At 68.0% G+C, this 21344-nt stretch carries 15 protein-coding genes, 1 tRNA gene and 1 pseudogene; 4 read left to right on the top strand and 13 right to left on the bottom strand.

Annotated features, from left to right (window positions below):
- Positions 1-186 precede the first annotated feature (186 nt).
- Positions 187-4317: a MobF family relaxase gene (gene mobF, locus DBO33_RS03815; RefSeq protein WP_159080109.1), complete on the bottom strand. Its 4131-nt coding sequence runs from the start codon at positions 4315-4317 to the stop codon at positions 187-189.
- 618 nt (positions 4318-4935) lie between these two features.
- Here mobF and DBO33_RS03810 point away from each other — a divergent pair.
- A pseudogene (locus DBO33_RS03810) lies at positions 4936-5547 on the top strand (replication initiator); the annotation flags it as partial.
- Positions 5548-5813: 266 nt separating this feature from the next.
- Positions 5814-7088: a tyrosine-type recombinase/integrase gene (locus tag DBO33_RS03805; protein WP_199856525.1), complete on the top strand. Its 1275-nt coding sequence runs from the start codon at positions 5814-5816 to the stop codon at positions 7086-7088.
- A 100-nt stretch (positions 7089-7188) separates the two neighbouring features.
- Here the strand turns inward: DBO33_RS03805 and DBO33_RS03800 are convergent.
- Positions 7189-7264: transfer RNA gene (locus DBO33_RS03800), tRNA-Thr, on the bottom strand.
- 80 nt (positions 7265-7344) lie between these two features.
- Positions 7345-8550 (bottom strand): DNA polymerase III subunit delta', encoded by a 1206-nt coding sequence (locus tag DBO33_RS03795; RefSeq protein ID WP_107659953.1) that lies wholly within the window; start codon positions 8548-8550, stop codon positions 7345-7347.
- Between the two features lie 119 nt (positions 8551-8669).
- Between DBO33_RS03795 and DBO33_RS03790 the strand changes: the two genes are divergently transcribed.
- Positions 8670-9215 carry a DJ-1/PfpI family protein gene (locus DBO33_RS03790; protein ID WP_199856524.1) on the top strand — a complete coding sequence of 182 codons (546 nt, stop codon included), beginning with the start codon at positions 8670-8672 and terminating at the stop codon, positions 9213-9215.
- 19 nt (positions 9216-9234) lie between these two features.
- On the opposite strand, the gene DBO33_RS03785 is transcribed toward DBO33_RS03790, so the two are convergent.
- From DBO33_RS03785 to DBO33_RS03775, 3 genes are all read right to left on the bottom strand, one after another.
- Positions 9235-9738 (bottom strand): DinB family protein, encoded by a 504-nt coding sequence (locus DBO33_RS03785; RefSeq protein ID WP_107653790.1) that lies wholly within the window; start codon positions 9736-9738, stop codon positions 9235-9237.
- Positions 9739-9801: 63 nt separating this feature from the next.
- Entirely contained in the window at positions 9802-12708 is a 2907-nt protein-coding gene (gene topA, locus DBO33_RS03780) for a type I DNA topoisomerase (RefSeq protein ID WP_107659952.1), read from the bottom strand.
- A 323-nt stretch (positions 12709-13031) separates the two neighbouring features.
- Positions 13032-13238, bottom strand: a complete 207-nt coding sequence (locus DBO33_RS03775) for a cold-shock protein (protein ID WP_011206895.1) — start codon at positions 13236-13238, stop codon at positions 13032-13034.
- A gap of 436 nt (positions 13239-13674) precedes the next feature.
- Here DBO33_RS03775 and DBO33_RS03770 point away from each other — a divergent pair, with 436 nt between their 5' ends.
- Positions 13675-16047: a DEAD/DEAH box helicase gene (locus DBO33_RS03770; RefSeq protein ID WP_107653789.1), complete on the top strand. Its 2373-nt coding sequence runs from the start codon at positions 13675-13677 to the stop codon at positions 16045-16047.
- Positions 16048-16361: 314 nt separating this feature from the next.
- Here DBO33_RS03770 and DBO33_RS03765 read toward each other — a convergent pair whose 3' ends face one another.
- The 7 genes from DBO33_RS03765 to ssd form a co-directional block, all read right to left on the bottom strand.
- Positions 16362-16721, bottom strand: coding sequence for an Rv3654c family TadE-like protein (locus DBO33_RS03765; RefSeq protein WP_107653788.1), 360 nt, complete (start codon positions 16719-16721; stop codon positions 16362-16364).
- Positions 16722-16774: 53 nt separating this feature from the next.
- Positions 16775-17089, bottom strand: a complete 315-nt coding sequence (locus tag DBO33_RS03760; RefSeq protein WP_107653787.1) for a TadE family type IV pilus minor pilin — start codon at positions 17087-17089, stop codon at positions 16775-16777.
- 62 nt (positions 17090-17151) lie between these two features.
- Positions 17152-17337, bottom strand: coding sequence for a DUF4244 domain-containing protein (locus tag DBO33_RS03755; protein WP_107659951.1), 186 nt, complete (start codon positions 17335-17337; stop codon positions 17152-17154).
- Positions 17338-17484: 147 nt separating this feature from the next.
- Positions 17485-18105: a type II secretion system F family protein gene (locus tag DBO33_RS03750; RefSeq protein ID WP_234390679.1), complete on the bottom strand. Its 621-nt coding sequence runs from the start codon at positions 18103-18105 to the stop codon at positions 17485-17487.
- A gap of 153 nt (positions 18106-18258) precedes the next feature.
- Positions 18259-19050, bottom strand: a complete 792-nt coding sequence (locus DBO33_RS03745; RefSeq protein WP_107653785.1) for a type II secretion system F family protein — start codon at positions 19048-19050, stop codon at positions 18259-18261.
- The gene (locus tag DBO33_RS03740) at positions 19047-20231 is read right to left on the bottom strand and encodes a TadA family conjugal transfer-associated ATPase (RefSeq protein ID WP_107653784.1); all 1185 of its coding nucleotides are present in this window, start codon (positions 20229-20231) and stop codon (positions 19047-19049) included. Before DBO33_RS03740 ends, DBO33_RS03745 begins: the two co-directional genes overlap by 4 nt.
- A complete protein-coding gene (gene ssd, locus DBO33_RS03735) occupies positions 20228-21340 on the bottom strand; it encodes a septum site-determining protein Ssd (protein WP_107653783.1) in 1113 nt (370 codons plus the stop codon). The genes DBO33_RS03740 and ssd overlap by 4 nt, the downstream gene beginning before the upstream one ends.
- Between the last annotated feature and the right edge of the window lie 4 nt (positions 21341-21344).

Below are 21344 nucleotides of genomic sequence, written 5' to 3'. Positions count from 1 at the left end.
ATGTAAAGCTCGACAATCGAGTACTCCGCGGTGCCCACCCTGCTGGTGGTTAGTGGCCGGAGGTGCAGGCGGGCAATGTGCTCGCTGGCTCTCCATGGTTCCGGGTTTGTGCCAATGTCGTCATCGCGGCGGGGCTTACACAGATTGCGCACCCACGGCGGGTATGCCATCGGCGGCCGGGCAGGTTTACCAGTCGATGTCGTGTCCCGTGTCGGGTTCGGACTGGTGGGGAGCGTGCTGGTCGGCGTTGTAGTCGTCGGTGTACTCGGCGTGGTGGCCGAGGTCGGCGGCATGGATGGCGTCTGCAATTTCCTGCCCGGCCAAGTCAGGGTTGCGGAGTTGGGGGTCGGTATGTTCGCGCTGGGTGTGGTTGTCCGGGTGTAGGCCGGGTTGGTGGGTGGTGATGTGGTTTTCGTCGATTTCCAGGCGTGCCCAGAGTGCGGCGGCGGGCATCTCGTCGGGCAGCGGTCGCTGCTGTGCGGCTTGGGCGAGTTGGTGTTCGATGTCGATTCCGGCTCGGGCGGCGGCGTCGACGTGGGTGGCGATGATCGGCCAAGTCGGGTCGGTGGTGATGCGGGGGTCGATGCGGTCAACCATGGCGGCCCAAACATGTTGGGATAGTTTGGTATTGCCGTCGTTGTCGAGGATGCGGCGTTGGAGTTGTTGCTGGTAGTCGCGTTCGATGGCGGTGTGCCGGTTCGGTCCGGTGGGGCGGTGTTCGGTGTCGGGGATGTGGAGTCCGGCACGCCAGATGGCGAGGTCGGCAAGGAGTTCGGGGTCGGCGAGGAGGTTTCGCGCCCATCTGGGGGCGGTGGCCGGGGTCCATGCTTGAGCGGTGTCGCTGATCCGGGTGGCGAGTTCGGTCACGATCTGCTGGCGAGCTCGCACGGGCGCGACGGTGTCGGGGTCGAGGGTGTCGGGGGTATTGGTGGGTAGTCCGGGTGTCCATGGGAGTGGGCCGGGTCCGGCCGAATGTTGGCCGGTGGGGTCGATTCGCCAGTCCAGCACGGCGGCGGGGTCGGTGGCGGTGTCGAGTTCACGGGCGGTGATCGCGGTGCGCAGCGCGGTAATCGGATCGCCTCCGGCGAGGGCGAGTATCGCCAGGTGCTGACGCAGGACGGGATAGGCGGGGCTGTCGGTCAGCCCTGGCAGGAGCTGCTCGGCGGTGCGGTCGATGATGTCGAGTCGTGCTGGGCCGCAAGCGTTTTCGGCGGTCATGGCCAGGGTGTCGAGGTAGATGTCCACGGCACGGCCGATGCGGCGTGCAGGGTCGAGAGCATCGCGCAGTTCGGTGTGAGCGGAGATTGCTTTGCCGTCGCGGTCGAGGATGTGGTGCAGGTGTTCGGTAGCGGTGCGGGGGTAGTGGGCGGGCATTGTGTAGATGTCGCCTTCCTCGCCGCCCATGGCGGTGACGAGGTAGGCGTGGTTCGCCTGGCGTCCGCGTGTCATCGCCACATAGAACTGTTGTCGTGTTTCGCGCCCGGACAGGGCGACGTGGCAGGTGTCGGCGGTGATGCCTTGGGCGGAATCGATGGTGGCGGCGTAACCCAAATGCAGGTGTTGGCTCACGTACTCCGCAGGCAGGCGCACGACGGCAGTGGTGTCTCGGCCGTGGACGCGTCGAGTGAGGGTCAGTGCGCCGTCGGGGTGGACTTGGCGGATGGTCCAGGTGTAGCCGTTGCGCACCCAATCGTGTTCGCTGATGCGTAGGCGGGGGTCGTTGCGGCGGGTGCGCACAGTGTCACCGACCGAGGCCACCAGCCCATCGGCGAGTGCGATATCGGGACCGGAGGGTGTAGCGGTGCGGGCGAGCCGCTCGGCGCGGGCACGCATGTTCAGGGCGGTCACGATGTCGCGGGTCGGTGCCAGCATCACCGCGTGCAAGCCGGTCGCGGTGTCGGCGGCCCAGCCAAGGTAGGTGTCTTCGTAGACGCTGCCCAAATGTCCCGCGTGAATGCGGCCGTGGTCGAGATACCAAGCCAATGCGAGCGGATCGCCGGTGCGTATTCCCTTGGAGGCCAACGCTTCCCCACGACTGGCGAAGCGCACCACCTCAGTGAGGGTGACCGGCTGGGCTGGTGCGGCGTGGGCCATGTCGGCGGCGGCGCCACCGGCATCGATGGCCGGGAGCTGGTGGTCATCGCCCAGGCATCGCACGGTCGCGCCCCGGCTGGTCAGATACCGCAACAGGTGCAGACGTTTGGAGGTCGGCACCGTGATGTGTTCATCGATGATGACCAGGGTGGTGTCATCGATGTCGAGGACCCATTGCGGCAGGTGAGGCAGACGGTCACCGGTAAGGGCGGCGGGGCGGTGGCTGTCGAGGACGTAGAGAAGTTTGTCGACGGTTTCGGCGCGGGCACCGATCTCCTGACCCAGAACCGACGCGGCGTCGGCAGTGAAGGCCAGGCCCAGCACGCCCCCGCCGGCCGATCTCCACGCGGTGGACAGCACGGCCATCGCAGTGGTCTTGCCGGTCCCGGCCGGGGCGTTGGCGGTGTGCACGCGCATCCCGGCAGCGGCGAAGGATTCGATGACGCGGACCTGCCCAGGGTTCAGCCGCTGGTCCGGGTGCGCGGCGTTGTAATCGCTGACCGCGACGGCGACATGTCCGGGGTCCAGGATGCGCCCGCCGGGTTCGACCGCCAGGGCGATGAGTTCGGCTTCAGCGGCCAATGTGGACGCGGTGGTGTAGATCTGGGAGTTCGCGCGGGTATGGAGCGGGGTGCCATCCTCGCGGCGCAACCATGCCGGGACCGCACGCAGGTCAGGGTGTTCGGTCACGTCCGGATCACCGCGCGCGAGAGCCGATGTCGGCGCGAGCGCATGCGCGCAGACCTCGGCAACGACGCGGGAGTAGTCCGCGGGAGCCACGTTGCCTCGGAGTTGGCGTTCGACCTCGGCCCGCAGATTGAACTCACGCCAGGTCGCACGCTTGTCCGACAGCGCCGACAACGCCTGCTCGCTGACGCGGGCGACGAACGCGCCATCCGGTGCCGGACGCGCGACCGGCGGGACCGACAGGACACGGCCGATGATGCCGTCGATGGCGGCAGAGCCGCCGAGCAGCTCGGCGGCTTCGTCGCGCCAGTTCGCGCGTTGTTGGGTGCGTGAACCCGGAAGGTGTTTGCAGGGTCGGGTTTCCAGGGTCGCGCGTTGGGCTAGTCGGTGTACTTCGCCAGGTTCGGGTTGCCGTCCGAACGCGGCCTGCCATGCGGCAGAGAGAGTTTCGAGCCGATCGGTGATCGCGGCCCCGCGCCGTGACCACAGGTGGATCAGCGGCAGTGGCACGCCGACGATCTCACGGATACGAACCTGCTCGCGGTCGCGGTCGAGGCGGTCGGCGAACCGCAGACCGAGCGCGGTTTCGAGGTGGTGTTCGAGGCGGGTGTCATAGATTTCGGAGACCGTCACCACTGCCTCGTGGATGGTGGTGCCGTCGATGGTGCGCCACTTGCCCTCGGCGTTGCGTACGCGGTTGGCGATCAGCACGTGGGTGTGCAGGTCGGGATCGGACGCGCGGGAGTCGCGGTGGTCGAACGTCGCGGCGATCACGCCTTGCACCTGGACTTGGCGAATACCGTTGCGCCCCAACCGGGTGAACAACGCCTCCGATTCCAGCCAGGTCAGCGCATCGGTGACCGCGTGCCGGTGCGCGGTCGCGATCATCTCCGCCAACGATGGTGAGGCGATCGCCCACAACGCCGACACACTCTTGACCGGACTGAACGTGAAGTCGTATCCCGCGACCGCTGTGCGGTCGGGGCGGGAGGTCTTGACCACCCACCCCGACAACTCGCGGGCATCGAGCGGGAGGCGTCCGTACTCGCCGGTGAACATGTCGGTGGCGACTCGGGTGCCGATACGAGCGCGGACGGCCTCGGGGATGGGCGCGGTGGCGCACGCGCCGACGCTGATGTTGTAGTCGCGGTATGCCTGGGCCTTGGCAGCGCGGTAGCCCGACGTGGAGGAGTAGACCGGGTAGCGGTTGCCGAGTCTGGTTGCCTTCTCAGCCATCCGGGCGGCCTGGGCGCGCGGCATACCGGCGGCGCGGTGGCGGGCGAGGGCGCGTGCGCGGACCTGTTCGGCGTCGGGGTGGATCCCTTCGCCGAACAGATTCCGCATCTGCTCCTCGGTGACCTCTGTACCTGGGTCGATACCGAGGGCGGAAAGTCCGGTGCCGCGCCAGGTTCCGGGGGCTTCACCGTGTTCGTTGTAGTACTCGGCCAGTGAGGCGCGCCCGCGCGCGCTGGTGTCGTTGGCGGCGGTGTTTCGCAGGTAGTACTGGTAGCCGTTGCCTACGGCGACTTTGTGCATCGTCGCGACCATGCCTCCATGAAGCGCCTACTACACTTCGTAATTCAAGAGGCCAACCCTTAAAAATAGCTGAGAACAACGATTTTCGAGGCAATATCACTCCGAGATGCAAGATGTCTGATTGTTGAGAGCGGGGCGATACGGGGATGGGGTATGAGAAGCGGGCGTGAGAATGAGTGCGCGGGTGAGGCATACAGCAGATGGAGTGAAGGGGTGTGGAGTCGGTGGTAGCGATGCGTGCTGGGTGAGCACATTGTCGGCGGGGGTAGAGAAGTGAGTCCGGTGGACCCGGCGCGCCGGACCGCGCGGGGCACGCGACCAACGGGCGCGGCCCGCACGACGAGCGGGAGCCCAGGCGCAAATCCGGGGCACTCGGGCACTGTCGAGCTTCAGGCATACTGGACTCGGGAGAATCAGGTGGACGGGTCGGTCGGAGAAGAGAACCGCCATGTCACCCCACAGGAACCCTCGCGCACACACCAACGGGACCGGTGTAGCGCGCTCGAGCGGACCCGACATCCCAGCCGACGATCGTAAAGCGTCGGCACCGCCGGACGGTCCGACAACAGAGGACGCGGCAACCGACGGCGGCGAGAAGCAACCGTCCCTGCGGTCGACAAGGTCATCGGCTACCTGTGCAAGTACCTGATGAACTCAGTAACCGAAGTCCTGTCCGCGCGCACCGCACGCCAGCAAGACCACTACGACCGGTTGCACGTCGCCCTGTGCCGCACACCATGTAGTCCGCGGCGCGCTACCTGGCAGCTCTACGACGTCATTCCCAAGGGCGCGACAGCGAAAACCGTTCCGGGAGTGCGCAAAGCACGCGTGCACAGCCGCGAAAACCTCGCACTGCCCGGCAACCGAGTACTCGCCTCTGAGCAATGGACCGGCAAGTCCCTGGACGGCCGCAAAGCCGACCGCATCGAATTCGTCCGCCGCAGCCTCGCGGCAGTCGGCATCGACAAACCCGCTCAAGATCCCCGCAGCTACGTGTGGGCCACGATCTCACCCGGCACCCGCACACCCTCACGCGCGAAGCTCCGGCTGACCGCGATCAGCCAACGGATCACCTGGCGGGCCGAGCACGACCGAGCCCTGTACGCCGCGCAGCACCCCGACCGAGACGGCCGAAGTTCGGCAACTCGCACTGGGTCAACTGTTGCCATCGAGCAAACCGACAGCAACGTTTCAGATCTTGACCACTCAGGAGCTACTGATGTCAGCTGAGAGCCAACCTACCTGGCCCGTTCGCAGGTGGGCGAAGACCACGGAGGCCGCCGCGCACATCCGCGTAAATCCCGAAGTGCTCCGGCGTTGGAACCGAGACCGTGACAAGTACCCGTGGCTACCGAAACCGAAGCGAGTGGGAAAGGACTTCCGGTGGGACTTGAATGCACTGGACGCAGCGCTGGAGGCACGCGAAGACTGACCACACTGGCGGCAGTATGAGGACCGGTCGGCCTCCGCGCCCGATCGGTGTTGCGGGCGGCGTGATGCTCACCGAGCTGTCCCCAGGGCGTTGGCAAGCTCGGGTGTTGGTGCGTGATGCATCCGGCAAACGGCGCGATCTGGCACGAGTGTCGCCGATGAAACGCGATGCACAGGGACGAAAGATCCCCGACCGCAACGGTTCTCGCGCAACGGATGCGGTACTTGATGCGGCGAACGCGATCCGGGTCGATGTCGGGGGCGAGTTGTCGGAGGCGACAAGTGTTCGGCAACTCTGGGCTCTGTACCGCATTTACCTGGTCGAACAGGGGCGGGTGTCGGCAACGGTCGAGCGCTACGACCTGGTGGCTGAGATGTTCGACACAGCGTTCGGCGGTCGGCGACTGCTGGAAGTGACGACCTCCTCCATCGAGGCGTTCCTCAAGGACTTGGGCGAGGCCAAGGGACCGGGCACGATGCGAACCGGGCGCATCGTCTTGTCGGGGATGTTCCGCTACGCGGTGCGCAAAGACGCGCTGAGTGTGAACCCGGTTCGTGAGTCCAAGCTGGCTCAGAATATCGAGGCGAAGGGCCGCACAGGCGGTTCACGAGACATCACCGTCGATGAGCTGCGCTTCATCCTGGCGGCGGTACGTACGTCGGAAGTTGCCTGTCCGCGAAAGCTTTCGAGGGCCGAGCGGAACCGCAAGACTCCGGTGAAGGCGTATACCCCTCCCACAGTCGCGGAGTACTGCGAGAGTGCTGACCTGGCGGACTGGGTGACGCTGCTCGCCGGTACCGGCCTGCGTCGGAGCCAGGCGGCCGGGTTGTTGTGGTCGGACATCGACTTGGAGCATCGAACGCTTCGCACCTCGGGAAAGGTCGTGCGGGTCAAGGGTGAGGGCTTGGTACGCGTTGTGAGCGATGACGATCCGAAGAATCGGACAGGTGCTATTGCCTTGCCGGAGTTCGCGGTGGAGATGTTGAAGCGACGGCGGAAGGATCTGGCGGCCCGGAAGCTGGCTTCCAGGCCCAAGGGTAAGGATGTGCTCGACCTGGTGTTCCCGTCTGCGGTATGGGGCCTGCGTGATCCGCAGAACGTGGGGCACGAATGGCAGCGGGTCCGGGAAGCCCTCGGCATCCCCGACGACGTGACCGGACACAGTTTCCGTGGGGCCGTGGCGACGATTCTGGATGACGCTGGCCTGTCGGCGCGCGTGACAGCGGATGTGCTCGGACACGTTGATCCTGCGATGACACAGCGGCGCTACATGGCCCGTGGTCGGGTCCATCACGCAGCGGCGGATGCCTTGAACCGCGCGGTGAGCAATCCCGCCTGATCAGAGACGCGTTCAGCGACTTTCTTGGGACTTAGTTGGGAGTTCAGCCAGATAGGTTGAACTCTGGTAAAGAGCCGAAATCGGCCCCTACCTGGGAATATGGAGCCGCCTGCGAGAATCGAACTCGCGACCTTTTCATTACGAGTGAAGCGCTCTACCGACTGAGCTAAGGCGGCGTGCCTTTCGGCGTGGCGAGTCTATCGTCTCGGGGGGTGGAACGCGAAAACGGGTGGTCACCGGGGCGGACCGGTCGGGGTCAGGTGGTTTGGGCGGCCATCAGGGCGGCGGCCAGGGCGGCCAGGGCGAAGCGGGGTTTGACGTTGAGGTCCAGGGCTTCGCGGCAGGCCAGGACGGCGTCGATGGATTTCAGCAGGCCCTCGGGGCGGACGCGTCGGGCCAGGTCGTGGATCTGGTCGGACATGTCGGGGTGGGTGAGGGCGACGCCGGAGCCGTTGCGGGCGGCGCCGAAGCGCACGGCGAGGGCGTCGCGGTAGACCCCGGCCACGTCGATGAGGGCGCGGTCGAGGGAGTCGCGGCCGGTGCGGGTGGCGCGCGACTTCTGCCGACGTTCCAGGTCTTTCAGTACGCCGGCCGAACCGCGGGTGGCGCCTGCGGCACCTTTACCGGTGCCGCCCGCGCCCATCGCGGTGGCGAGTTCTTCGCGTTCGCGGTCATCGCGGGTGGCGCTCATCTGTTTGGCTTCGTCGTCGGCGGCCTTGACCAGTTCATCGGCCGCGGCATAGGCGGCGCCGGGCTTCGAGGCGGCGCCGACCAGGGCCAGCGCCCGCTGGCGGCGGGCCCGTGCTTCTTCGTCGGTGGCCAGGCGCCGGGCCCGGCCGACGTGTCCGCCGCTGATCGAGGCGGCCCAGTTCGCGGTCTTCTCGTCGAGTTTGTCGCGGTCGCGCAGCACCTGCGCGATGGCGGGCACCGACGGCGTGACCAGGTGCACATGCCTGCAGCGGGAACGCAGGGTCACCGAGATGTCCTCGGGGTCGACCGAGGGCGCGCACAGCAGGAACACCGTCCGGTCCGGCGGCTCCTCGACCACTTTCAGCAGCACGTTGCCCGCGGCCTCGGTCAATCGGTCGGCGTCCTCGATGACGACCACCTGCCAGCGCCCGGTGCTGGGCCTGCGCGAGGCGATCTGCACGATCTCGCGCATCTCCTTGGTGCTGATGCTCAGGCCCTCCGGGATCACCCGGCGCACGTCGCCGTGCGTGCCGGCCATGGTGGTGGTGCAGGCATGGCAGCGGCCGCAGCCCGGCGAGCCGGGGTCGGTGCATTGCAGCGCCGCCGCGAAGCACAGTGCCGCAACGGATCTGCCCGATCCGGGCGGCCCGGTGAACAGCCACGAGTGCGTCATCGCGCCCTGCACCACCTCGGCGCGAGCCGCGACCGAGGCGGCCGTCAGTGCGGACTCGACCGCATCCTGGCCGACCAACCGATCGAAGACACCTGCCACGCCGTACACCCTAGCCGCCCGCACCGACACCGATCGCGGGGTCGGCTCGGTGCGACGCGCGGACCGGTATTGCTTCTGTCGCGGGCCGGGCGGATCCTCGAGAGGGAGGTGTAATCACCGTGAAAATTCTGTTGATCACCGGCGATGCGGCCGAAGACCTCGAGGTCATGTATCCGTATCAGCGCCTGCTCGAAGAGGGCCACGAGGTGGACATCGCGGCCCCCGCCGTCAAGAAACTCCAGTTCGTGGTGCACGACTTCGTAGACGGTTTCGACACCTACACCGAGAAGCTCGGGCACAGCTGGCCTGCCGATGTCGCGTTCGCCGACGTAGACCCGTCCGGTTACGACGCGTTGGTCGTGCCGGGCGGCCGGGCACCGGAGTATCTGCGCAACAACCCGGACTGCCAGCGCCTTGCGCGGCACTTCGCGGAGGCGGGCAAGCCCATCGCCGCGCTGTGCCACGGACCGCTGATCCTCGCTGCCGCAGGGGTTTTGGTCGGCCGCTCGTGCAGCGCCTACCCGGCCTTGGCCCCGGACATCGAGGCAGCCGGGGCCAAGTTCGTGGACAGCGAGGCTTATGTGGACGAGAACATCGTCACCGGCCGCGCCTGGCCCGATCACCCCGCGTGGATGCGTGAATTCCTCAGGGTGCTGGGCAAATAACGCCGGCTGAGCACAGAGCTCAGGAGATCCGCGAGTAGGTGGTGTTCGCGCCGTCGAGTTCCTCGCGGATGATGTCGGCGTGCCCGGAGTGGTGCGCGATCTCGCGAAAGATGTGCAGCAGCGTGTAGCGCACCGTCCACCACTCACGCTCCGGCGACCACGGGGCGGTCGGGGTCGGGACCGAGGTGTCCAGGCTGTCCACCGTGCGGATCAGCTCCGCTGTGGCCGCCGCGACCTCGTCCCATTCGGCGAGCAAACCTGCGACGGTCTCGCCCTCGGCCATCAGGTACTCGCCCGCCATTCGCGAGACGTCGAGCTGGGCGTTCTCGTCACGCTCGGTGAGCACGGTGGTCCAGTGACGTTCACAGCTGATCAGGTGGTGCAGCAGCCCGCCGAGGGTCAGTTCGCTGGCGGTGGTGCGTTTGCGCGCTTGTTCGTCGTCGATGCCGCGCACCGTGATGCGGAACAGTTCTCGCTGGTCGGCGAGGATGCTGATCAGCTCTTCGCGTTCCTGGTCGGCCATGGGCAATCCTTTCGCGGGTCGTGCACTTCGCACCGTAGATTACGGTCGGCACGACCCGCGAGCTCAGGAATTACCGACGCCGGTCTTCTTCGCCGCTGCCTTCTTCGCCGCGGTCTTCTTGGCGACCGTCTTGGTGGTCGTCGATTTGGCGGCAGTTGCCTTCTTGGCGGCCGTCTTCTTGGCTGCGGTCTTCTTCGCAGGCGCCTTCTTGGCCGCAGCCTTCTTCTTCACCGGTCCACGGGCCCGGCGGTCGGCGAGCAACTCCATCGCCCGCTCCGGGGTGATCGACTCGATCTCGTCGCCCTTGCGCAGCGTCGCGTTGGTCTCACCGTCGGTGACGTACGGACCGAAACGACCGTCCTTGATCACCATCGGCTGACCGGAGGCCGAGTCGTTGCCCAGTTCACGCAGCGGCGCCGCGGCGGAGGCCTGCCTGCCGCGCCGCTTCGGCTCGGCGTAGATCTTCAGCGCCTCCTCGAGCGTCACGTCGAAGATCTGATCCTCGCTGGTGAGCGAACGAGAGTCGGTGCCCTTCTTCAGATATGGGCCGTAGCGACCGTTCTGCGCGGTGATCTCCTCACCGGAGGCCGGGTCCTTGCCGACCACCCTGGGCAACGACAGCAGCTTGAGCGCGTCGTCGAGGGTGACCGTCGCCAGGTCCATCGACTTGAACAGCGAACCGGTGCGCGGCTTGGGCGCGGTCGCCTTCTTCGCCGTTTTCTTGGCGGGTGCCGTCGTTTCCGCCGCGGCGGGTTCGGGCAGCACCTCGGTGACGTACGGGCCGAAACGTCCTTCCTTGGCGACGATTTCGTGCCCGGTCGCCGGATCCGTGCCCAGCGAGCGCCCCTCCTGCGGGGTCGAGAACAACTTCTCGGCGACCTCGCGGGTCAGCTCGTCCGGCGGCAGATCGTCGGGCAGGTTGGCCCGCTGCGAGATCGAATCACCTTCGGGGTCATCGGGATTGGTGACCATCCGCTCCAGGTACGGACCGTACCGGCCGACCCGGACGACGACGTCGCGTCCCTCTTCGTCGGCAAACAGCTTGATGGAGTTGATCTCTCGCGCGTCGATGTCGTCGAGCCGCTCGCCGACCATCTTCTTCAGTCCGCCGGAGCGCGCGACCGAACCCTCGACGCCGGTCTCGCCGCCGAAATAGAAGCTGGACAACCAACTTCCGCGCTGTTCGCGACCACCGGCGATGGCATCGAGGTCGTCCTCCATGCCCGCGGTGAAGTCGAAATCGACCAGTCTGCCGAAATGTTCTTCCAGCAGCCCGATCACGGCGAACGCCACCCATGACGGCACCAGCGCGCTACCGCGCTTGTACACATAGCCGCGGTCGAGAATCGTCTTGATGATCGACGCGTACGTCGACGGGCGGCCGATGCCCAGCTCTTCGAGCGTCTTGATCAGCGAGGCTTCGGTGTATCTGGCGGGCGGATTCGTGCTGTGCCCATCGGGATTCAGCTCGACCGCGGTGACGCCCTGACCCTCGTCGAGCGCGGGCAGCCTGGACTCGGCGTCGTCGGATTGACCGCCCGCCTCCTCGTCCACACTCTCCACGTAAGCCTTGAGGAAGCCGGCGAAGGTGATGGTGCGGCCCGAGGCCGAGAACACGCATTCCTCGCCGGTCGTCGCGACGCCGGTGATGCGCAGCGTCAGCGTGGTGCCCCTGGCGTCGGCCATCTGCGAGGCAACCGTGCGCTGCCAGATCATCTCGTAGAGCCGGAACTCGTCGTTGTCCAGTCGCGCGTGCAACTGTCCGGGGGTGGCGAAGGTGTCGCCGGCCGGGCGGATCGCCTCGTGTGCTTCCTGCGCGTTCTTTACCTTGCGGGTGTATTGGCGCGGGGTGGGATGCACGTACTCGGCGCCGTACAGCTGGGTCGCCTGCGATCTGGCCGCGGCGATGGCCGACTCCGACAGCGTGGTCGAGTCGGTACGCATGTAGGTGATGTAGCCGTTTTCGTACAGTCGCTGCGCGACCCGCATCGTGCGCTCGGAGTTGAAGCGCAGTTTGCGCCCGGCCTCCTGCTGCAGCGTCGAGGTCATGAACGGCGGGTACGGCTTGCGGCTGTACGGCTTGGCCTCCGCGGACGAGACGACCAGGTCGGCGCCGTCGAGGGCCTGCGCCAAGCGGCGCGCGTAACCCTCGTCCAGCACGACGACCCCGGAGGCGGTCTTGAGCTGACCGTCCGAGCCGAAGTCACGACCGCTCGCGACGCGCGCACCGGCGACACTGACCAGCCGCGCCCCGAAGGTCCGCGGATTGCTGGTGTCACCGTCTTCGCCCAGGCCCGCGTCGAGTTTCGCGGCGATGTCCCAGTATTCGGCGGAACGGAAAGCCATGCGCTCGCGCTCGCGCTGGACGATCACCCTGGTGGCGACAGACTGCACCCGGCCTGCCGACAGTCGCGGCATCACCTTCTTCCACAGCACCGGGCTGACCTCGTAGCCGTACAGCCGGTCCAGGATGCGGCGGGTCTCCTGCGCGTCGACCAGGTCGTTGTCCAGGTCGCGGGTGTCGGCGGCGGCCGCCTGGATGGCGGGCTCGGTGATCTCGTGGAACACCATGCGCCGGACCGGGACCTTGGGCTTGAGCGTCTCCAGCAGGTGCCAGGCGATGGCCTCGCCCTCGCGGTCGGGGTCGGTGGCGAGGTAGAGCTCGTCGGCGTCCTTCAGCAGGTTCTTGAGCTCGGCGACCTTGGCCTTCTTATCGGGGCTCACCACATAGATGGCCTCGAAGTCGTGGTCGACGTCGACGCCGAGCCGGGCCCAGGACTCGCCCTTGTATTTGGCGGGAACGTCCGCCGCACCACGCGGCAGGTCCCGGATATGTCCGACCGAAGCCTCGACCGTGTAGTTACGGCCTAGATAGGGCGCTATCTTGCGGGCCTTGGTTGGGGACTCGACGATCACGAGACGACGCAGGGGACGGCCCTGGTCGGCTGCACCGCGGTCTCGTGTTGCCACCGGCGAATACACCTTTCCTGTCGACCCGCGCGGGCGCTTTTCGGCGCTGTGCGCGGCTGGGGCAAGCGGGGACGACGGCTGGGCGTCGCCACCAGACACGTTTATACCTTGACGCTACGTGTGGCCGAGTGCTTGCGACTTGAACCACAGAGCGTACGCGCGTCACTGCGACTCAGTATGCCTTGTGTTCAGGCCCCGGCTGTGCCACGGCGTGTTCACAGGCTCCTGACCTCAGTCGCCGGGTGTGTCTTTGCCCCGGATATAGCTCGTCCCCCACCTCCGGCTAACCGGCGGTGAGGGACGAGTGTGTTGGATTGCGTCGCTCAGCTGAGCGCGCGAACTCCGGTGGCCTGCGGGCCCTTGGTGCCCTGGCCGACCTCGAACTCGACCTTCTGGTTCTCTTCGAGGGTGCGGAAGCCCGACCCCTGAATTTCGGAGTAGTGGACGAAGACGTCAGCGGAGCCGTCCTCGGGCGCGATGAAGCCGAACCCCTTCTCCGCGTTGAACCACTTCACAGTTCCCTGTGCCATTCTGTTCCTTCTCTTTTCTTACCGGAACGGCGGACAACTGGGTTCGTCCACCGGGCCCGTTCCGACCGCTGTACTGTTGGTTCCCCCTGCAGGAAAGCACCAAGCACACCGTTCGCAACATCGATCCTGCTGACGGTTTGGACTTTGGATCCGACCCTCGAACACAGAAGCTTGCGACCAGGAACCAGTGAACCATGTCTTCGAGCAATTCAACAGTCGAGTTACCGACAATTTGCAAAAAAGTTGATCTTGCGAATGCGCAGGTGAGGGACACAATGCCGGAATCCAGACTTGAGGTTCGTTTGCCTCCCGATAACCGAGTGCGCGTATGGCAAAGGGCCTGTGACCCAGGTCGCTATTTGGTATCGAATTGGCAGGTAGACGTTCCTAACCGTCCACGTTTCACACTTTCTGAGCGTGTCGTGGCGCGCGCCGCATGAATCCGACCGACTCGACCGCTCGCGCGGCACCCCCTAACGGCCTCAGCTACGGGACATCGTTGCTGAATCGTGTCCTAGTCGGAGTGCCCGCCGACGAGCCCCGGTTGACCCACGTCGTCGAGCTACCCGCCCGCGCCGCCGAGCTCACCACCTGGCCCGATTGGACATCGCCGGAGGTGATCTCGGCATTACGGGACACCGGCGTCGACGCGCCGTGGAGTCATCAGACCCGCACCGCCGACCTCGCGTACGGCGGCGCCCACGTGGTGGTCAGCACCGGCACAGCATCCGGCAAGTCGATGGGATATCAGCTACCCGTATTGACCGCACTGCGCGAAGACCCGCGCGCCACTGCCATTTATCTGGCACCCACCAAAGCGCTCGGCGCGGATCAGCTGCGGGCCGTCGGCGCGCTGACGCACGAGGGACCGCTGCGCGATATTCATCCAGCAACCTATGACGGCGATACTCCCGCCGAGATCAGGCAGTGGGTGCGGGCGAACGCACGCTGGGTTTTCACCAATCCCGACATGCTGCATCTGGGCATCTTGCGCTCGCATCAGCGCTGGGCGCGGGTGCTGCGCAGGCTGCGCTACATCGTGGTCGACGAATGCCATGCCTACCGGGGAGTTTTCGGTTCGCACGTGGCGCTGGTGCTGCGCAGGCTGCGGCGGATCGCCGCGCGCTACGGCGCGGATCCGGTGTTCGTGCTGTGCTCGGCCACCACGGCGGAGCCCGCGGCCGCCGCCTCCCGGCTGATCGGGGCGCCGTGTGTCGCAGTCACCGAAGACGGGTCACCGCAGGGTCCGCGTACCGTCGCGCTGTGGGAGCCGCCGCTGCTCACCACCGTGACCGGCGAAAATGGTGCGCCGGTGCGGCGGGCGGCCACCACCGAGGCCGCGCGGATCATGGCCGATCTGGTGGTCGAGGGCGCGCGGACACTGACTTTCGTGCGGTCCCGTCGCGCCGCCGAACTCACCGCAATGGACGCGCGGCGGTTGCTGAGCGAGGTCGATCCGGACCTCGCCGAGCGCATCGCCGCGTATCGGGCCGGGTACCTCGCGGAGGATCGGCGCGAGCTGGAGACGGCGTTGTCGGACGGTTCGCTGCTCGGCGCGGCCACCACCAATGCGCTCGAACTCGGGGTCGATATCGCCGGGCTCGATGCCGTGGTGATCTGTGGTTTTCCCGGCACCGTCGCCTCGTTCTGGCAGCAGGCGGGCCGGGCGGGCAGGCGCACCCAGGGGTCCTTGGTGATGCTGGTGGCCAGGGATGATCCGCTGGATACCTACCTCGTGCATCATCCGGAAGCGCTGCTGGACAAGCCCGTCGAGGCCACCATCACCGACCCACGCAATCCTTATGTACTGGGTCCCCAGTTGCTGTGCGCGGCGTTGGAGCTGCCGCTCACCGACGCCGAGGTGGACGAGCTCGGCGCGCGTGAGGTGCTGGCCGGTCTCGCCGAGAAGGGATTGATCAGGCGTCGCGTGGTCACGGGCGCCGAGGAGCGGGGGCGCTGGCACGTCACCGCGGAGACGCAGCCGCACGACGCCGTCGATGTGCGCGGCGGCATCGGTACGCCGGTGGCCATCGTCGACGGCGAGACCGGGCGCTTGCTCGGCACGGCCGATGCCGGACGGGCGCCGGCGACGCTGCATGAAGGCGCCGTCCACCTGCATCAGGGCGAGACCTTCGTGGTCGACGAGCTGGATCTCGAGGGCGGCGTCGCGTTCGTGCACGCCGCCGAACCGGGGTGGACCACCAGCGCCCGTTCGGTCACCTCGATCGCCATCGACGAGCTGACCGACGAGCGGCGCAACGGCCAGGTGACCACCGCGTTGGCGCAGGTCAGGGTGACCAGTCAGGTGGTCGGGTATCTGCGCACGCTGGTCACCGGCGAGGTGCTCGACCTGGTCGAACTCGACATGCCCGAGCACACGCTGCCCACCAGGGCGGTGCTTTATACGGTGCGCCCGGAGTTGTTGGCGCTGGCCGGTATCGACCCGGCGGACGTGCCCGGTGCCCTGCACGCCGCCGAGCACGCGGCGATCGGGCTGTTGCCGCTGGGGGCGACCTGCGATCGGTGGGATATCGGCGGGGTCTCCATCGCCGAGCATCCGGATACCGGGCTGCCGACGGTGTTCGTCTACGACGGTCAGCCGGGCGGTGCGGGCTTCGCCGAGCGCGGGTACGCCCAGTTGCAGCGCTGGCTGTCGGCGACCCTCGCCGTGATCGAGTCCTGCGCCTGCGCCGCGGGCTGCCCATCGTGCGTCCAGTCGCCCAAGTGCGGGAACGGGAACCACCCGCTCGACAAGGCCGGTGCGGCCCGCCTGCTCACCGTGGTGCTGGCCGAGCTGTCGGTCCGGTGACGACGCCGAGTTCGGTTCGTGACGGCACCGAGCTCCACGTGTGATCGAATGTCTACCTGACCTGGGGCGATCTGCCTGGGAGCCGGGCGCGGCGGTTGCGGACCGCGGTCCGGGCTCCCGAGTCGAATAAAGAGGAATGTATTCAGGTTAACTGCGCTATTGCCACGTCATCACCTGCGTACATGCGCATTCGTTCGTTTCTTTATCCGCGCCCCTGCGGACAATTGTGCCGTCTGAAATTATTTGGCCAGGCTATTTACCGATTTCCGCTACTCGTGACAACGACTGGGTGCGAGTCAACACTTAGGTTTCTCTCAGATTTCAACCGGCCCGGCTCGGGCGACAGCGCGCACCGTGTGGGTTCCTAACAGACCCATTGGTACATTCCTGTTAACAATCACAGTCGCATCCCACTCGGCGACTTCGCACTCTTCCATCCGCGCTGCCATCCGCCGCACCACCACTGCCGCCGCTGCACATCCTGCGTCGATCCCCTCGGCTAATGCCGCGGCTGCCGCGAGCGCCGCCAAGTCGGCGGCCGCTTGCGCCCGATGTCGCGTGACAACCACCACACCGACCTGCCCGATCATCAGCGTCGCCGCGATGAGCGCGGTGAGTGCGAGACATGCGAAGACCGTCGCCGCGCCGTCATCGGCCCGGAGCTTGCCCCTCATCCGCTCCCCCGACCCCTGGGCGCCTGCGCCTCTGGTCGCTCGCGGACGCCCACTCACGGTGTCGTTCCAGGCTCGCGGACCGCGACGGCGTCCGCATGCAGCGTCAGCAGTGGTAGCAGGGGCGCGCGGGTGGTGACTCGGGCGATCACGTGGTTGCCCTCGCTGCGCAGCGAGATGTGCGCGGCCGGAGGTGCGACGCGGCGGGCCGCGGCGATCGCGTTCGCTTCGTCGCCGCGGGCGGACAGGCGGGCCGCCTCACGGGCGGCGTCGACACAGCGCACCTGCGTCGACGCCGCCAGCAAGGCTCCGATACACAGCACGACCGCGACGACGAGGGTGGCGAGCGCGATCGCCGCCTCGACCGTCACCGAGCCACGATCATCACCGAGACCCTTTGCACCCCAACGGTTTACCCGAAACCGCCAGGCCGCTACACGGTGGTGTTGAGAGCGCGATCGATGATCTTCGTCAGCGCGTTCACAATGCTGTCGCCGGTCACCACCCCGTACAACACGGCACCGAACGCCGCCGCGGCGATGGTCCCGATCGCATACTCGGCCGTGCTCATTCCGTCGTCGGCGGTCGTCGCGTGCAGGATTCGTGAACGCAGCTCCATATATACAGCCTCCACACCGTGGATCGCGTTGCTCGTGACTCGCTCGATCATCACCTGATTCCCCTCTCACTGCGGCCCGCGCGGCCGATCCGCGCGGACACGTTCCGGTAGGCGCACAGCGCCGCAGCCCACTCAGCGCCGATCGCCTCACAGCAGTCCACCGCCGAGCACCCGGCCGGCCAGGCCGATCACCACCGGCACGATGCCGAGGCAGACGAACGCGGGCAGGAAGCAGAGGCCGAGGGGGCCGCCGATCATTACTCCGGCGCGCTCGGCCTTCGCCGCGGCGGCATCCTCGACCGCGCCCCGGCGCTGTTCGGCCAATTCGCCGACCGCGACCGCCAGCGAGGCGCCCGATCGCGCGGACCGTCGCGCCATCCGCGCCAACGACTCCACCTCCTCGGCACCCGCCCGGCCGGTCTCGTCTTCCGCCGCGCGCTCCCAGGCCGTCGCTGCATCGGCACCGAGGGCAAGCAGATCCGCGGCTCGGCGCAGCGCCTCCCCCAGCGGTTCCGGCGCGCCGGGTGCCACCGCTCGCGCCGCGCCCGCCATCGGCAGCCCCGCGCGCAGGCACGCGGCCAGCAGGTCGAAGACCGACGCCGTGGCCAGCGGGTCGAGCTGCTGCTTCGACGTTGGCGCGACGGCGCGCATCACCGTGGGCCGCCGGAGCGCCCGCAGTCGACGGCTCACCGCGACCCGGCCGGGCAGTAGGAGCAGTGCGACCGCAAGCAACACCACCGGCAGAGCCGGATACATCGCCAACCTCATCCAGCGCCTCCTCGCACGTCTCGTTGCACCAATTCGCCTCGAACACAGCGCAATTCGCATCTACAGGACAAAATTGGTCCGGGCAGTCCGAAGGGCTCCTCGAATTCGTTTGCCACACAAGGGATCGGCTCCGTCTACGACCACGCTGTTGATTCATACGAGCACCTTTCGGGTGATGGCATCGGTCCACAGCAAGCCCGCGCAGGCGAGAGCGGCACCGAGCGGGAGCAGCACAGCCCCTGCTGACGAAGCGAACAGCACGTGCAACGGCGCAGCGCCCATCAGTTGGCCGAGACCGAGACCGAGCAGTGGCAGGGCGGCCAGCACGGTGGCGGTGGCGTGAGCACCGGCGAGAGCGGCGGTGGTGCGGCCGCGGAAACGGATGCGGCCCACCAGGTCCGTGCGCGCGGCAGATAGCAGCTCGGCCAGCGCCAGTCCGTGCTGCTCGGCCACCTGCCACGCGTCGGCGATGCGGGACAGCTCCACCGCGACGATGGAATCGGGCTGTCGCAGCCCTGCGGCCGCGGAACCGCCCAGCCTGCTGCGCCCGGCGCTCACCGCGAACGCCTCGGCGGCTTCGCCCCGCGCCTCGCAGGCCGCGACCTCGGCCGCCGCACTCGGATGCGCACCGACCCGCAGCTCCCCGATCACCGCCTCCAGTGCGTCGAGCAGGTAGGCGCATTCGGCGCCTCTGCGCCGATCCACGCTCGCCCGGCGCATTCGGAACCCGACCGTTCCCGCCACCATCGCCGTCGCAAGCAGTGGACCGATCCCGAAGACCGACATCACGGCCACACCGACGCAGACTCCGAGCCGGAGCACTTTGTCGCGCTGCACCTTTCGCGCCACCATCGGTACGGCGAACAATCCGCCGAACCGACGACGCGACGGCGATGTCGGTGCGGCGAGCAATGCGAGCGCGAGACACACCAACGCCGCGCTCATCGGTCCAGCCGCTCGTCGAGCAACCGATGCAGTTCGCCCGCCGCAGGAGTCGGGCCGCACGCGTGCCAGGCGGGGGCGATGTGGACGCGGCCGTTGTCGTCGCGGCGAACGAGACCGATCTCGCGCAGGCCCCGAGAGCCGTCCGTCCGGCGGTGGACGTGCAGCACGACCTGGACGGCGGCGGCGAGCTGGCTGTGCAGTGCGGCGCGGTCCATTCCGCCGAGTGCCGCAAGGGCTTCCAGCCGGGCGGGTACCTCCTGTGGCGAGTTCGCGTGCACTGTTCCGGCGCCGCCGTCGTGGCCGGTGTTCAGCGCGGTCAGCAGGTCGACCACCTCGGCGCCTCTGACCTCGCCGACCACGATGCGGTCGGGGCGCATGCGCAGCGCCTGCCGCACCAGATCGCGAACTGTCACCGCACCGACGCCCTCGACGTTCGCTGTCCGCGCGACGAGACGCACCACATGCGGATGCGGCGGCGCCAGTTCGGCTGCGTCCTCCACGCACACAATGCGTTCGCGCGGACCGACCTTGGCCAGCAGGCCGGAGAGCAGCGTCGTCTTGCCCGCGCCGGTGCCGCCGACCACCAGGAACGCCAGCCGGGCCCGAATGATCCGCTCCAGCAGCCGCTTCGCATCGGCCGGTACCGCCCCGGCTGCGGCCAGCGCGTCCAGGCCCTGAGTGGCGGGCCGCAGCACGCGTAGCGACAAACAGGTGCCGCCGTGCGCGACCGGCGCGAGCACGGCGTGCAGTCGCACACCGAACGAATCCCCCAGCGCCGCTCCGGTTCCGGACAGCCTGCCGTCGACCCACGGTTGCGCGTCGTCCAGTCGCCGACCGGCCGAGAGGGCCAGCCGCTGCGCCAGCCTGCGCACCGCGGCCTCGTCAGGGAAGGTGATCGCGGTCTTCTCCAGACCGTGCCCGCGATCTATCCACACCGCGTCCGGCGCGGTCACCAGCACATCGGCGACCTGTGGATCGTGCAGCAACGGCTCGAGCACCCCGGCACCCGTCATCTCGGTCTGCAACAGCCGCAGCGCCCGCAGCAGATCCGTATCGCCGAGTACCGCACCGGCCTCGGCCCGAATAGCGGCGGCCACCTGGGCCGGGTCCGGATCGCCCGAACCGCCGGACAGCCGTTCCCGCACCCGATCCAGTAGCTCGGAGGTCACCAGCGCGCTCATCGTCGCTGTCCAGCAGGCGCACTCAGCACCGCGAGCACCGCGTCGGCGGCGTCGCGCAGCGGTCCGCGGCGGTGCACCGTGAGCCCGCCGCGTTCCAGCCGGGCGGCCAGACCAGCTTGGGCGCGCACGGCGGCGAGCAGTGGCAGGTCGAGTACCTCGGCGACCTCGGAGCCACGCAGACCGCCGGGGGCAGGCCCGCGAACGATCAAGCCCTGATTGGGGTTTCGTCGCCCGATGTGCGCGGCGACCGCCTCGGCGGCGGCGACGGCACGCAGCCGCGCGGGTACCACCAGCACGACGAGGTCGGCGGAGTCGAGCATTTGATCGGCGTGCGGGCCGCGTTCGCCGGAAATGTCGCAAACCACCAAATCGCCTGCGGCACGGCCTGCTTCGATGACGGCGCGGACGGCGGCGGCGCCGATCTCGCGTGGCAACCGGCCCGCACCGCAGCGCCCGCAGGCGAGCACGGCCAGGCCGGGCGCCGCAGTGGGCAGCGCGGAGTGCAGCGCCGCCGCGGAGACCCTGCCGTCCTCGACGACCAGGTCCGGCCAGCGCGGTCCGGTGCTTGTTTCGATGCCGAGCAGCAGGTCGAGGCCGCCGCCGAGGGGCGCGCCGTCGACCAATACGGTGTCGCGGCGAAACCCCTCCGCTGCGGCGCGCAGCGCGACGGCGGCGGCCAGGGTTGACGCGCCTGCCCCGCCTGCCGCACCTGCCACGGCGACGACGACCCCGTCTCCGGTGCGGTGTTCGCCGTACTCAGCAAACATCTCGATAAGTCCTTCGGCGGCGCCGGGCAGCGCGATCACCCGCTCGGCGCCGACGGCCGCGGCGGCTTGCCAATCGGGCAGTCCCGGTTCGCCGTCGGTGGCCAGGACGACGCCGACCCGGCGCAGATATCCGGCCTCGGCGGCCGCCCGCGCGGCGGTTGTGTCCAGGATCACCAGTGGCGCACCGGTCCACGCGTGCCGCCCGACGGGTAGCAGGCGTTCGTCGAGTCCGCGTTCGGCCGCGGCGGCGACGCGCCGCACTTCGTCGCGGAGCCGGGGGTCGTGCAGGAGCACGAGGGCCGGTGGCGGGCTGCTGTTGTCCGGCGCCACTTCAAGATTCATGCGG

Origin of the sequence: Nocardia suismassiliense (genome assembly GCF_900269665.1) — a bacterium.
Lineage (GTDB): Bacteria > Actinomycetota > Actinomycetes > Mycobacteriales > Mycobacteriaceae > Nocardia > Nocardia suismassiliense.
This window is presented reverse-complemented; position numbering and strand designations above follow the sequence as displayed.

Excerpts from the sequence above, each read along its gene's own strand:
- DBO33_RS03775 (WP_011206895.1), bottom strand. The coding sequence starts at position 13,238 with ATGGCACAGGGAACTGTGAAGTGGTTCAACGCGGAGAAGGGGTTCGGC.
- DBO33_RS03770 (WP_107653789.1), top strand. The coding sequence starts at position 13,675 with ATGAATCCGACCGACTCGACCGCTCGCGCGGCACCCCCTAACGGCCTC.
- DBO33_RS03755 (WP_107659951.1), bottom strand. The coding sequence starts at position 17,337 with ATGGAGCTGCGTTCACGAATCCTGCACGCGACGACCGCCGACGACGGA.
- ssd (WP_107653783.1), bottom strand. The coding sequence starts at position 21,340 with ATGAATCTTGAAGTGGCGCCGGACAACAGCAGCCCGCCACCGGCCCTC.
- DBO33_RS03805 (WP_199856525.1), top strand. The coding sequence starts at position 5,814 with ATGCTCACCGAGCTGTCCCCAGGGCGTTGGCAAGCTCGGGTGTTGGTG.
- DBO33_RS03785 (WP_107653790.1), bottom strand. The coding sequence starts at position 9,738 with ATGGCCGACCAGGAACGCGAAGAGCTGATCAGCATCCTCGCCGACCAG.
- DBO33_RS03765 (WP_107653788.1), bottom strand. The coding sequence starts at position 16,721 with ATGAGGGGCAAGCTCCGGGCCGATGACGGCGCGGCGACGGTCTTCGCA.
- mobF (WP_159080109.1), bottom strand. The coding sequence starts at position 4,317 with ATGCACAAAGTCGCCGTAGGCAACGGCTACCAGTACTACCTGCGAAAC.
- DBO33_RS03745 (WP_107653785.1), bottom strand. The coding sequence starts at position 19,050 with ATGAGCGCGGCGTTGGTGTGTCTCGCGCTCGCATTGCTCGCCGCACCG.
- DBO33_RS03750 (WP_234390679.1), bottom strand. The coding sequence starts at position 18,105 with ATGAGGTTGGCGATGTATCCGGCTCTGCCGGTGGTGTTGCTTGCGGTC.
- DBO33_RS03740 (WP_107653784.1), bottom strand. The coding sequence starts at position 20,231 with ATGAGCGCGCTGGTGACCTCCGAGCTACTGGATCGGGTGCGGGAACGG.